12 protein-coding genes are annotated in these 12,728 nt (G+C 64.5%); 8 read left to right on the top strand and 4 right to left on the bottom strand.

Annotated elements, in window-relative coordinates:
• Positions 1-22: 22 nt before the first annotated feature.
• From ABIB91_RS27125 to fdhD, 3 genes are read right to left on the bottom strand one after another with little or no spacing between them, the layout of a single operon-like run.
• On the bottom strand, positions 23-256 hold the full coding sequence (locus ABIB91_RS27125) for a hypothetical protein (protein WP_354168791.1): 234 nt from the start codon (positions 254-256) through the stop codon (positions 23-25).
• Between the two features lie 56 nt (positions 257-312).
• Positions 313-954: a molybdenum cofactor guanylyltransferase MobA gene (mobA, locus tag ABIB91_RS27120; protein ID WP_473367240.1), complete on the bottom strand. Its 642-nt coding sequence runs from the start codon at positions 952-954 to the stop codon at positions 313-315.
• On the bottom strand, positions 935-1,825 hold the full coding sequence (gene fdhD / locus ABIB91_RS27115) for a formate dehydrogenase accessory sulfurtransferase FdhD (RefSeq protein WP_007600665.1): 891 nt from the start codon (positions 1,823-1,825) through the stop codon (positions 935-937). Before fdhD ends, mobA begins: the two co-directional genes overlap by 20 nt.
• A gap of 208 nt (positions 1,826-2,033) precedes the next feature.
• Between fdhD and mobB the strand changes: the two genes are divergently transcribed.
• From mobB to ybaK, 8 genes are all read left to right on the top strand, one after another.
• Positions 2,034-2,561 (top strand): molybdopterin-guanine dinucleotide biosynthesis protein B, encoded by a 528-nt coding sequence (gene mobB / locus ABIB91_RS27110; protein WP_354168786.1) that lies wholly within the window; start codon positions 2,034-2,036, stop codon positions 2,559-2,561.
• 9 nt (positions 2,562-2,570) lie between these two features.
• Positions 2,571-3,827 carry a molybdopterin molybdotransferase MoeA gene (locus tag ABIB91_RS27105; protein WP_007600668.1) on the top strand — a complete coding sequence of 419 codons (1,257 nt, stop codon included), beginning with the start codon at positions 2,571-2,573 and terminating at the stop codon, positions 3,825-3,827.
• 66 nt (positions 3,828-3,893) lie between these two features.
• Positions 3,894-4,157, top strand: a complete 264-nt coding sequence (locus tag ABIB91_RS27100) for a sulfurtransferase TusA family protein (RefSeq protein ID WP_354168784.1) — start codon at positions 3,894-3,896, stop codon at positions 4,155-4,157.
• Positions 4,158-4,475: 318 nt separating this feature from the next.
• A complete protein-coding gene (locus tag ABIB91_RS27095) occupies positions 4,476-6,131 on the top strand; it encodes an OFA family MFS transporter (RefSeq protein ID WP_219685301.1) in 1,656 nt (551 codons plus the stop codon).
• A gap of 91 nt (positions 6,132-6,222) precedes the next feature.
• Positions 6,223-6,510 carry a hypothetical protein gene (locus ABIB91_RS27090; RefSeq protein ID WP_354168781.1) on the top strand — a complete coding sequence of 96 codons (288 nt, stop codon included), beginning with the start codon at positions 6,223-6,225 and terminating at the stop codon, positions 6,508-6,510.
• A gap of 245 nt (positions 6,511-6,755) precedes the next feature.
• The gene (locus ABIB91_RS27085) at positions 6,756-8,465 is read left to right on the top strand and encodes an NADH-ubiquinone oxidoreductase-F iron-sulfur binding region domain-containing protein (protein WP_354168779.1); all 1,710 of its coding nucleotides are present in this window, start codon (positions 6,756-6,758) and stop codon (positions 8,463-8,465) included.
• On the top strand, positions 8,462-11,230 hold the full coding sequence (gene fdhF / locus ABIB91_RS27080; RefSeq protein WP_007600675.1) for a formate dehydrogenase subunit alpha: 2,769 nt from the start codon (positions 8,462-8,464) through the stop codon (positions 11,228-11,230). Before ABIB91_RS27085 ends, fdhF begins: the two co-directional genes overlap by 4 nt.
• A gap of 233 nt (positions 11,231-11,463) precedes the next feature.
• Positions 11,464-11,937, top strand: coding sequence for a Cys-tRNA(Pro) deacylase (gene ybaK / locus ABIB91_RS27075; protein WP_354168776.1), 474 nt, complete (start codon positions 11,464-11,466; stop codon positions 11,935-11,937).
• A 13-nt stretch (positions 11,938-11,950) separates the two neighbouring features.
• On the opposite strand, the gene ABIB91_RS27070 is transcribed toward ybaK, so the two are convergent.
• Complete coding sequence (locus ABIB91_RS27070) at positions 11,951-12,646, bottom strand: GntR family transcriptional regulator (RefSeq protein WP_354168774.1); 696 nt, start codon at positions 12,644-12,646, stop codon at positions 11,951-11,953.
• Between the last annotated feature and the right edge of the window lie 82 nt (positions 12,647-12,728).

Here is a 12,728-nt window from a genome sequence, read left to right as displayed (position 1 = left end):
GCATCGTTCGGTCAGCGCTCCGCTACGAGGTTTGGATTGTCTCCCCGCCGGTCTGTTCGCGCACGCGCTGCCGCTCCTCGGCTTCGGCAAGTGCGCGCTGCGCGGCGGGCGGCAGCGGGCCCTCAACGATTTCAGGCTTGCTCCGCCACTTCGTGTCGTCGACTGCGACCGAGCAATCGAGTGCGAAATCGATCACTTCGAAGATAACGTTCAAGAGGGGGGCCGTCATGGCTGATCCGGGCAATGTCCCGATCATTGGTCGCTCGCGTTCTCGTCTCGGTTCACGGCCCGCGAACCCAAGCTCACGCGGCCTTAAGCGGCGTCATCCAGTGCGGTCAGCCGTTCCGCTTCCGCGATATCTTCAACGGTGTTGGCATTGAAGAACGGATCGAGCGGCTCCGTCGGCCACGTCACGGTCGCGAGCGGGTAGCGCGCGGTCCAGCGGTCGATCTTGCGGAGGTCTTCGACCACCAGCGCATGACGCAGTTCGTCGCGCAAGCCAACGCGCCACAGGCCGATCACCGGATGCGATTGATCGCCTGATGCCGCAACGGCGAGCTCGGCATTCGCCGCGATGCGTTTTTCATGCAAGCGCGCGACCAGATCGCGCGGCAGGAACGGGCAATCGCAGGCGGCACTGAGCACCCACTTCACCTCGGGCCGGTTCGCCGCGGTCCAGTCGAGCGCGGCAAGGATGCCGGCGAGCGGGCCGGGAAAGCCGGGCACGTCGTCGGCGATGACCTGCAAACCGAACGCGGCGAAGCGGGCGGGATCGCCGTTGGCATTGAGGATCAGCCCGCTGCATTGGGGCGATAGGCGCGCGATCACGCGTTCCAGAATGGTGCGGCCGCCAATGGTGCGCATCGGCTTGTCGCCGCCGCCCATACGCCGCGCGAGGCCGCCGGCGAGCAGCACGCCTTGCGTGGTCGGAAAGCTAGTCGTCACCACCTTCACCCTTGCGCTTGTGCTTGGCCGATTCTTCCTCGACGTAAGCGAGGTTCTGGTCGTAGACGATGCGCTCTGCCCCCGACAACGCGATGAACCGTTTGCCGCGGGCGCGGCCGACCAGCGTCAAGCCCACCTGCCGGGCGAGATCGACACCCCAGGCGGTGAAGCCGGAGCGCGACACCAGGATCGGAATGCCCATGCGGACCGTCTTGATCACCATCTCCGAGGTGAGCCGTCCCGTGGTGTAGAGGATCTTGTCGGATGCATCGACGCCGTGGCGGTACATCCAGCCCGCGATCTTGTCGACGGCGTTGTGACGGCCGACATCCTCGGTGTAGCAGAGCGGCTCGCCCTCCCTGCACAGCACGCAGCCGTGGATCGCACCAGCCTCCAGATAGAGCGAGGGCATGGTGTTGATGGTCTGAGTCATCTGGTAGAGCCAGGAGGTGCGCAGCTCGGCCTTCGGCAGCGCCACGCTCTCGACCGCCTCCAGCAGATCGCCGAAGGCGGTGCCCTGCGCGCAGCCCGAGGTCTGTGTGCGCTTCTTCAACTTGGCTTCGAAATTGGTGTGGTGCTCGGTGCGCACCACCACCACTTGGAGGTCGTCGTCGTATTCGACCTCGGTGACCGCGTCATTATACTTCAGCATATTCTGGTTGAGCAAATAGCCCAGCGCCAGATATTCCGGATAGTCGCCGATCGTCATCATGGTGACGATCTCCTGCGAATTCAGGTAGAGCGTCAGCGGGCGCTCCACCGGCACCTTGATCTCGATCCTGGCGCCGGACTGGTCGGTCCCGGTCACGCTCTCGGTGAGGCGCGGGTCCTCGGTGTCAGGGACGATCAGGGGCACGGGGGCTTTGTCGATCTTCATCATGGCCGCGACGTTAGCATGACATTCGGGTCAAGCCGATATAAGCATGCTAGCGAGAGAACGAAATGCCGCCTATTCGTCATTGCGAGCGAAGCGAAGCAATCCAGGCTGCCGCCGTGGATGCATTCCTGGATTGATTCGCTGCGCTCGCAATGACGGAGAAGAGAGTGGTTCCATCAAGGACCGGGTCGCTCGCGGAGACGGAGCTGGAATGAAAGTCATCGGCCTTGCAGGCTGGAGCGGTGCGGGCAAGACCACGCTGTTGACGCGGCTGATCCCGCATTTCAATGCGCTTGGCTTGCGCGTCTCGGTCATCAAGCATGCGCATCACCAGTTCGACGTCGACGTGCCCGGCAAGGATTCCTGGCGCCATCGCGAGGCCGGCGCGGCCGAGGTGCTGGTTGCTTCGTCAAATCGCTGGGCGCTGATGCACGAATTGCGCGGGGCGGCGGAGCCGCGTCTGCCGGAACTGTTGAGCAAATTGTCGGCGGTCGATCTCGTCGTGGTCGAGGGTTTCAAGCGCGAGCCGCATCGCAAGATCGAGGTGCATCGCGCCGCCAACGACAAGCCGTTGCTGTTTCCCGATGATCCAGGAATTTTCGGGATCGCGGCCGACGTCGCCATTGAAACCCGACTGCCGTCCGTCCATCTCGACGATATCGCTGCCGCCGCGGAATTGCTGCTGCGCGCCGCGATGCCGGTCGAGGAAGCGGTCGCGAAAAGCGCTGCGATGCGCTGACGAGGCACCATGGCGCAACTGTCGGACGATTGTTTTGCCTTCGGCGGACCGATGATGTCGGTCGACGAGGCCGTTGGCCTGATCACGACGCGCGTCAACGCGATTGTCGATCTCGAAACCGTGGCGCTCATTGATGCAGATGGGCGGGTGCTGGCCCGCGATATCGCGGCACCGCTGCCGCTGCCGCCCTTCACCAATTCCGCCGTCGATGGCTACGCCGTGCGCAACGCAGATCTTCCTGATAGCGTTGAGCGGGCATTCCCGCTCGACGGCCGCATCCAGGCCGGCGGTCTGGCACTGGCGCTGATCAAGGCCGGCCACACCGCGCGCATCTTCACCGGCGCGCCGATGCCGCCGGACGCCGAAACCGTCTTCATGCAGGAAGATGTCCGCATCGACGAGGCCGGTCGAATTGTGCTGCCGCCGGGGCTGAAGCCGGGCGCGAATGTCCGCCCTGCGGGAGAGGACATTCCCCAGGGCCACATCGCGCTGCGCGCAGGCCAGCGCTTGCTGCCGCAACATGTCGCGCTCGCGGCGGCGTTCGGCCTGGTCCGGCTCGACGTCGTCAGGCGCATCCGCGTCGCAGTGTTCTCGACTGGTGATGAACTGGCCTCGCCCGGCGAGCCGCGCGCGGCCTCGCAGCTGTTCGACTCCAATCGCTTCATGCTGATGGCGATGCTGCGCCGGCTCGGCTGCGAAGTCAGCGATCTCGGCATCTTGCGCGACGAGCGGACGTTGCTCGCGAATGGCTTGAAGCAAGTCGCAGGTAGTCACGATCTGATCCTCACCACCGGCGGCGTCTCGACCGGAGAGGAGGATCACGTCAAGGCGGCCGTCGAAAGCATCGGCTCGCTGGTGTTGTGGCGGATGGCGATTAAGCCGGGACGGCCCGTGGCGATGGGCATCATCGAGGGAACGCCGCTGATCGGATTGCCGGGCAATCCCGTCGCGAGTTTCGTCACCTTCGTGCATGTGGTGCGGCCGACGGTGCTCGCGCTTGCGGGCAGCCTGCCGGAGCCGCCGTTGCCGATCCCGGTGCGCGCGGCATTCACCTACAAGAAGAAGGCGGGGCGTCGCGAATATGTTCGCGCTTCCTTGCGGCGCACGCCGGACGGTGCACTCGAGGCCATCAAGTTTCCACGCGAGGGCGCTGGGCTGTTGTCCTCACTGGTCGACACCGACGGCCTCATCGAGCTCGATGAGGAGGTCACGCGTGTCGAGCCGGGGCAGAGCGTGGGTTTCTTGTCCTATGCCGATCTGCTCTGAGTCTTGGCGTTGCGTTGGCGCTGTCCTGGCGTTGACGCCATCGGCCCCTCCCGCCATGTTGCGCCGATGACCAGAACGACGCTCGATCTCACCGGACTGAAATGCCCGCTGCCCGCCCTGAAGACGCGCAAAGCGCTGAAGCCCTTGCAGCCGGGCGATCAGCTCGAAGTGCACTGCACGGATCCCCTGTCGGTGATTGACATTCCAAACCTGATCCGGGAGACCGGCGACATGGTGGAGATCACCGAGCGCAACGACGCGCGCATCGTGTTCTTGATTGAGAAGGCCGATCGGTCGATAGAAAACATCAATGGTGCGCCGCCCACTTAGCCGGCGGTCACTCGGTTGATACCTACCTTTTGTCTATCGACATCGATCATCACTTCTGCCCCAATTGACTTCCTCCGCCGAGACGCGGAGGTCGAGTCTTGCCTGCGATATGCGGAGCAAATGGGCCATCGAAAGAAGCCCGACCGTGGCGTCGGGCATAGCCCCCAAGGTTAGGGGTTTAACGTCTCGGATGCGCGTGACGATCCTGGCGCGCGTCGATCATTGTGCGGAGCAGCAGGGACAAAGGCTGCGCTGCAGGCTGAGGAACAGGACCGTCGTGGCAGGCCGTTCAGAAGCGCGGCTTTAGGGGAGGAATGCATGTCTACCATCGAGAGCGCGGGAACACTTTCGGGTGCCGGCGCAGGTTTTCTGGATCGCGAGCGGACCATCGCGACCGCCGGGTTCAATCGCTGGCTGGTGCCGCCGGCTGCGCTGTGCATCCATCTCTGCATCGGCATGGCCTACGGCTTCTCGGTGTTCTGGCTGCCGCTGTCGCGCGCGATCGGAGTGACCGCGCCGAAGGCGTGCGCAGACATGTCGCTGTTTCAAGAGCTGTTCACGACCAGCTGCGACTGGAAGGTCGCCAGCATGGGGTGGATGTACACGCTCTTTTTCGTGCTGCTCGGTATCGCGGCTGCGGTCTGGGGCGGCTGGCTGGAGCGCGTAGGCCCGCGCAAGGCCGGCTTCGTCTCGGCGCTGTGCTGGTGCGGCGGCCTCTTCCTCGGTGCGATCGGGGTTTACACCCATCAGCTCTGGCTGTTGTGGCTGGGTTCGGGCGTGATCGGCGGCATCGGTCTCGGCCTTGGCTATATCTCGCCGGTGTCCACGCTGGTGAAATGGTTTCCGGACCGCCGCGGCATGGCGACCGGCATGGCCATCATGGGCTTCGGCGGCGGCGCCATGATCGGCGCGCCGCTGGCGAACCTCTTGATGAACTACTTCAAGACCCCGACCTCGGTCGGCGTCTGGGAGACCTTCGTCACGATGGGCGTCATCTACTTCGTGTTCATGATGATCGGCGCGTTCCGCTATCGCTTGCCGCCGCCCGGCTGGCAGCCCGAGGGCTGGACCGCGCCGTCGAAGGCCAACGCGATGATCTCAAAGGCCAACGTCCATCTCAACGACGCGCACAAGACGCCGCAGTTCTGGCTGATCTGGTGGGTGCTGTGCCTGAACGTGTCAGCCGGCATCGGCGTGATCGGCATGGCCTCGCCGATGCTCCAGGAGATCTTCGCCGGCAAGCTGATCGGCCTGCCTAACGTCGGCTTCAACGCGCTTGATGCGGGACAGAAGGCGCAGATCGCCGCGATCGCCGCGGGCTTCGCCGGATTGCTGTCGCTGTTCAACATCGGCGGCCGCTTCTTCTGGGCATCGCTGTCGGACAAGATCGGGCGCAAGAACACCTACTATACGTTCTTCATCCTCGGCATCGCGCTTTACGCGCTGGCGCCGACTTTTGCGGCGATGGGTTCGAAGCTCCTGTTCGTGCTTGGCTTCGGCATCATCCTGTCGATGTATGGCGGCGGCTTCGCCACCGTGCCGGCCTATCTCGCCGACATGTTCGGAACCCAGTTCGTCGGCGCCATCCATGGCCGGCTGCTGACGGCGTGGTCCACCGCGGGCATCATCGGCCCCGTCGTGGTGAACTACATCCGCGAGTTCCAGCTCGCGGCGGGCGTGCCGCGCGACCAGCTCTACAACACGACCATGTACATTCTCTGCGCGATGCTGATCGCCGGTCTGATCTGCAACTACCTGATCAAGCCGGTCGATTCGAAATGGCACATGAAGGAGGCCGATGTCGCCAAGTTGCAGGCGGCAAGCGCCAGCGCCGCAGCCGCGGGGCCGCACGGCTCCTACGGCATCGGTTTTGGCGGGCTTGACGCCAAGGCGGCGCTGTTCTGGGCCTTCGTCGGCGTTCCCCTGCTTTGGGGTGTCTGGAAGACATTGGAGAGCGCGGTCAAGATCTTCTGACCGCCGTCGAGACAGAAGCGGGATGCCCATCAGGCGTCCCGCTTCGTTGGCCTTTCAGACATCATCAGGAATGGGACTTAGGGGGATTGAAATGATTCGCACCCGAATTTGTATTCGAACTTGCCTTGCGGCCGTGTTGCTCGTCGCTGGCCTTCATGCCGCATCCGCGCAGACGACGACGCCGCCGGCGGCGCCTGCTGCAGCGACGGAAGCCAAGCCTGGCAAGATGAAGCTCACCATGCAGAAGCTGAAGGACATGAAGGCGAAGTGGGCGGCCAACAAGCCGAAGCTCAAGGCCTGCCGCGCCGACGTGAAAGCCAAGGGCCTCACCGGCGATGACCGCTGGTTCTACATCGAAGAGTGCATGAGCAAGACCTGAGATCGGGTTCCGTTCGACGCTTGCGTAAAGGGGCATGGCGGGCGACCGCCTGCCTCCTAAATCATTCTAGAGACGCTCTAAATTGTCTTGCATCTGGCATGCCAGAGATTAGAGTTGCGTCGAATTTGGCTTGATCGGCGGGACAAGGGAACCGGTGGTTCCGCTGATCGAATCAGGAAACGAAGGCGCATCGCTTGGCGATCCGGCCTAGACTCATCACGCATTGAAGAGAACGCGACGTCTCCATGAGCAGCAACGACGACGTTCACAAGGTTCGCGAGTTCGAGCATCCCGGCCAGGGACGGAAGCGCGCCAAGTCCACGCCCAAGGGGCGGCAGGTTGATCCCACCGCCGCGCATGAGATCGCGCAGCTGCTCGGCGACAGGCCGCGGCGTCGCGACCTGTTGATCGAATATCTGCACCTGATCCAGGACAAGTACCGCCAGATCGCGGCCGCGCATCTCGCCGCGCTCGCCGACGAGATGAAGCTCGCGTTCGCGGAGGTGTTCGAGACCGCAACCTTTTACGCGCATTTCGACGTGGTGAAGGAGGGCGAGCCCGATATCGCGCCGCTGACCATCCGCGTCTGCGATTCGCTGACCTGCGCGATGCTCGGCGGAGAGAAGCTGCTTGCCGATTTGCAGGACGCGTCGGGTCCCGGCATCCGCGTGGTGCGCGCGCCCTGCGTCGGTCGCTGTGATACGGCGCCCGCCGCGGAAGTCGGACACAACTTTGTTGACCACGCCACGGTCGCCAATGTGATGGCGGCGGCGAAGGCAGGCGACACCCACGCGCATCTGCCCGAATATATCGGCTATGACGCCTATGTCGCCGGCGGCGGCTACAAGCTGCTCAATCGCCTGCGCTCGGGCGTGCTGCCGACGGACGACCTGCTGAAGGCGCTCGACGACGCCTCGTTGCGCGGTCTCGGCGGCGCCGGCTTCCCGACGGGACGCAAATGGCGCGCGGTGCTGGGTGAACCCGGCCCGCGGCTGATGGCGATCAACGGCGACGAGGGCGAGCCCGGCACGTTCAAGGATCGCGTCTATCTCGAAAGCGATCCGCACCGCTTCCTCGAGGGCATGCTGATCGGCGCCCATGTGGTGCAGGCCTCGGATATCTACATCTACCTGCGCGATGAATATCCGGCATCGCGCGAAATCCTCGAACGCGAGATTGCAAAGCTGCCGCCGGGCGGTCCGACGCTGCATATGCGCCGCGGCGCCGGCGCCTATATCTGCGGCGAGGAATCCTCGCTGCTGGAAAGCATCGAGGGCAAGCGCGGCCTGCCCAGGCACAAGCCGCCTTATCCATTCCAGGTCGGCCTGTTCGGCCTGCCGACCTTGATCAACAATATCGAGACCTTGTGGTGGGTGCGCGATATCGTCGAGAAGGGCGCCGACTGGTGGAAGGGCCACGGCCGCCATGAGCGGCACGGCCTACGCAGCTTCTCGGTCTCGGGCCGCATCAAGAACCCCGGCATGAAACTCGCGCCTGCTGGCATCACCGTGCGCGAGTTGATCGACGAATATTGCGGTGGCATGGCCGACGGCCATCAATTCTATGCGTACCTCCCGGGTGGTGCGTCCGGCGGCATCCTGCCGGCGGCGATGGACGACATCCCGCTCGATTTCGGCACGCTTGAAAAATACGGCTGCTTCATCGGCTCTGCCGCGATCGTGATCCTGTCGCAAAAGGACAGCGTGCGCGCGGCCGCGTTGAATCTGATGAAGTTCTTCGAGGACGAGAGCTGCGGCCAGTGCACGCCGTGTCGCGTCGGAACCCAGAAGGCCGCACTGCTGATGCAGCAACCGGTCTGGAACCGCGCTCTCCTGGACGAATTGAGCCAGGCGATGCGCGATGCCTCGATCTGCGGGCTTGGACAGGCGGCATCGAATCCGCTTGCCACCGTGATTAAATATTTCCCTGACGAGTTCAAGGAAGCGGCCGAATGACGAAGATTACGTTCGAGCTCGACGGCAAGCAGGTCGAGGCCAATGCAGGCGAGACGATCTGGCAGGTCGCAAAACGCCAGGGTCGCGAGATTCCGCATCTGTGCTATTCGCCCGCGCCGGACTATCGTCCCGACGGCAATTGCCGCGCCTGCATGGTCGAGATCGAGGGCGAGCGCGTGCTCGCGGCGTCCTGCAAGCGCACGCCATCGGTCGGCATGAAGGTGAAGACGGAGAGCGCGCGCGCGGTTTCCGCGCAAAAAATGGTCATGGAGCTGCTGGTTGCCGATCAGCCGGCGCGCGAGACCTCGCACGATCCGGAGTCCAAATTCTGGCATTGGGCCGAAACCACTGGGGTCACCGAGAGCCGCTTCCCCGCCGCCGAGCGTTGGGCGACCGACGCCAGCCATCCGGCGATGCGCGTCAATCTCGATGCCTGCATCCAGTGCGGCCTCTGCGTGCGCGCTTGCCGCGAGGTCCAGGTCAACGACGTCATCGGCATGGCCTATCGCAGCCACGGCTCGAAAATCGTGTTCGATTTCGACGATCCCATGGGCGAGTCCACCTGCGTCGCCTGCGGCGAATGCGTTCAGGCCTGTCCGACCGGGGCCCTGATGCCGGCCGTAATGCTGGACGAGAAGCAGACCCGTGTCGTCTATGCCGACAAGAAGGTGGATTCGCTTTGCCCGTTCTGCGGCGTCGGCTGCCAAGTGACCTATGAGGTCAAGGACGAGAAGGTGATCTATGCCGAGGGCCGCGATGGCCCGGCCAACCGCAACCGTCTTTGCGTCAAGGGCCGCTTCGGCTTCGACTACATCCACCATCCGCATCGACTGACCAAGCCGCTGGTGCGGCTGCCGAATGCGAAGAAGGATTCCAACGACCAGGTTGATCCCGCCAATCCGTTCACGCATTTCCGCGAAGCGAGCTGGGAAGAAGCGCTCGACATCGCGGCCAGGGGCCTCGTCAAGATCCGCGACGAGAAGGGTGTGAAGGCGCTGGCCGGCTTCGGCTCGGCCAAGGGCTCGAACGAGGAGGCCTATCTGTTCCAGAAGCTGGTGCGCACCGGCTTCGGCTCCAACAACGTCGACCATTGCACCCGCCTGTGCCACGCCTCGTCGGTCGCGGCGCTGTTCGAAGGCCTGAGCTCGGGCGCCGTGTCGGCGCCGTTCTCGGCGGCGATGGACGCCGAGGTCATCATCGTAATCGGCGCCAACCCCACCGTGAACCATCCGGTCGCTGCGACTTTCATCAAGAACGCGGTCAAGCAGAACGGCGCGAAACTGTTTGTGATGGATCCGCGCCGTCAGACGCTGTCGCGTCATGCGACCAAGCATCTGCAGTTCAAGCCGGGCTCGGACGTCGCCATGCTGAACGCGATGATCCACACGATCATCACCGAAGGGCTGACCGACGATCAGTACATCGCCGGCTACACCGAGGGGTTCGAGGACCTCAAGGAGAAGATCAAGGAGTTCACGCCGGAGAAGATGGAGCCGATCTGCGGTGTCCCGGCGCAGACCCTGCGTGAGGTCGCGCGAACCTATGCGCGGGCAAAATCGTCGATCATCTTCTGGGGCATGGGCATCAGCCAGCATGTCCACGGCACCGACAATGCGCGCTGCCTGATTGCGCTGGCGCTGATCACCGGCCAGGTCGGCCGGCCCGGCACCGGCCTGCATCCGCTGCGCGGCCAGAACAACGTGCAGGGCGCTTCCGATGCCGGTCTGATCCCGATGTTCCTGCCGGACTATCAGCCGGTCGGCCGCGACGACATGCGCGGTGCCTTCGAGAAGCTGTGGGGCCAGGATCTCGATCCCGTGCGCGGCCTGACCGTGGTCGAGATCATGAACGCGATCCATGCCGGCGAGATCAAGGGCATGTATATCGAGGGCGAGAACCCCGCGATGTCCGATCCCGATCTCCAGCACGCGCGCCAGGCGCTTGCCATGCTCGATCATCTCGTGGTGCAGGACCTCTTCGTCACGGAGACCGCATTCCACGCCGACGTCATCCTGCCGGCCTCGGCGTTTGCCGAAAAGGAAGGCTCCTTCACCAACACCGATCGTCGCGTGCAGCTCGCGCGCCAGGTGATCAAGCCGCCGGGCGATGCGCGGCAGGATCTCTGGATCATCCAGGAGATCGGCAAGCGCATGGGGCTGCCGTGGAATTATGCTGGTCCCGGCGAGGTCTTCACCGAGATGGCGGAGTTGATGCCGTCGCTGAAGAACATCACCTGGGAACGTCTGGTCCGCGAGGGCGCGGTCACCTATCCCGTCGACGGTCCCGACGTGCCCGGCAACGAGATCATCTTCACCACGGGATTTCCGACCGCGAGCGGCCGCGGCAAGATCGTTCCGGCCCACGTCATCCCGCCGGACGAGATTCCCGACGCCGAGTATCCGATGGTGCTCTCGACCGGCCGCGTGCTCGAGCATTGGCACACTGGCTCGATGACCCGCCGCGCGCAGGTGCTCGACCAGATCGAGCCGGAGGCGGTCGCGTTCATGTCGCCGAAGGACATGCACAGGAAGAAGCTCGCGCCGGGCGATTTCATCCGGCTCGAGACCCGCCGCGGCGCGGTCGAGGTCAAGGTCCGCTCCGACCGCGACGTTCCCGAGAACATGGTGTTCATGCCGTTCTGCTACGCGGAGGCGGCGGCCAATCTCCTGACCAACCCGGCGCTCGATCCATTCGGCAAGATCCCGGAGTTCAAGTTCTGCGCGGCCAGGGCCGAGCGCGCCGAGCTGCGGGACGCGGCGGAGTAGGGCGGCAGCGGTCGTTAGGCGGCGCAGGGATCCCACACCCCGGTGTCGTCCTGGCGAAAGCCAGGACCCATACCGCGTGATCCATCGATGTGGATGGTCGCAGTACCGAACTAGGAGTCTTCGCCAACGCCTCCCTGGGGTAATGGGTCCTGGCTTTCGCCAGGACGGCTCGGGGAGAGACTGCGCCGTACTCGTCCCTTCGCTCCTCGCAGCAGCGGTGCTAGACATCGCATATGTCCAAAGCCACCCCCGCCACACGCGCCCTCACAGCCGCCAGTGTAGCCTTCACCGTCCACTCTTACGACTACGATCCCGACGCCGAAAGCATCGGCCTCCAGGCGGCTGCCGCACTCGGCGAGGACCCCGCGCGCGTGTTGAAGACGCTGATGGCGCTGGTCGACGGCAAGCCGGTCTGCGTGATCGTCCCGTCCGATCAGGAAGTCTCGATGAAGAAGCTCGCCGCTGCTGTTAGCGGCAAGTCGGCGCAGATGATGAAGCCGCCGGAGGCCGAGCGACTCACCGGCTACAAGGTTGGCGGCATCAGCCCGTTCGGGCAGCGGAAGCCCATACGCACCGTGATCGAGCAGAGCGCGCTCGCGCATAACTACGTGTACGTGAATGGCGGTCAGCGTGGGCTGCAGGTGCGGCTCAGTCCAGCCGATGTGCCGGACGTGTTGAAGGCGATTGCCGCAGAACTGGTCGCCTGAGTGCGGCGCCCTGCTACTGCTTTTGCAACAGCTTCAGCCGACAGCGCAGCGCTTCGCGGATGTGTGCACGCGCGAGCTGCTCCGCTTGGCCGCCGTCGCGAACCGCGATGGCGTCGATGATGGCCTGGTGCTCGCGGTGGCTGGTCGAAGGGCGGCCGGATACGGTGAACGTAGTCGGACCGAGCAGAGCGATCCAGTCCTGCAATTCCCGCGAAGCGTTGTCGAGATAGCGGTTGCGCGCGGCGCGGCAGATCGCTTCGTGGAAGGCGCGGTTGAGCCTTGCCATTTCTCCTGCCATCTCGCCCGCGTCGGTCTCGGACGCTTCGACGAAAGCCTGCTCGATATCCCTGAGTGCATCGACCTCGGGCGCCGAGGCGTGCTCGGCGGCAAGTCGGGCGGCGGCGCCCTCCATGATCTCACGCATGGCGTAGAGTTCGAGCACCTCGGAGATGTCGAGGTTGCGCACGATCAGACCGCGGCCGCCGGCAGGTTCGACGAACCCGCGGGCCGCAAGCCGCCCCAGAGCCTCCCGCACCGGCGTGCGGCTGACCTTCAGCCGCTGGGCGACCTCTTCCTCGCGCAGGCGGTCGCCGGCGCGGTAGCTGCCGGCCTGCAGCGCCTCGCAGAGCGAGCGGAACACGGCTTCGCCGAGCGCCACGCCGCCGCCGCGCGCGATCGAGCCGCCTGCCTTTGTCGGGCGTCTTGCCATCCATCCTCGTGCTCGCCACGCGCATCCTGCCCATGCAGCGATGGCGCTTGCTGGATTTCTGTATATCTCTGTATACAAAAGT

Source organism: Bradyrhizobium sp. JR4.3, assembly GCF_040547695.1.
Taxonomy (GTDB): domain Bacteria; phylum Pseudomonadota; class Alphaproteobacteria; order Rhizobiales; family Xanthobacteraceae; genus Bradyrhizobium; species Bradyrhizobium canariense.
This window is presented reverse-complemented; position numbering and strand designations above follow the sequence as displayed.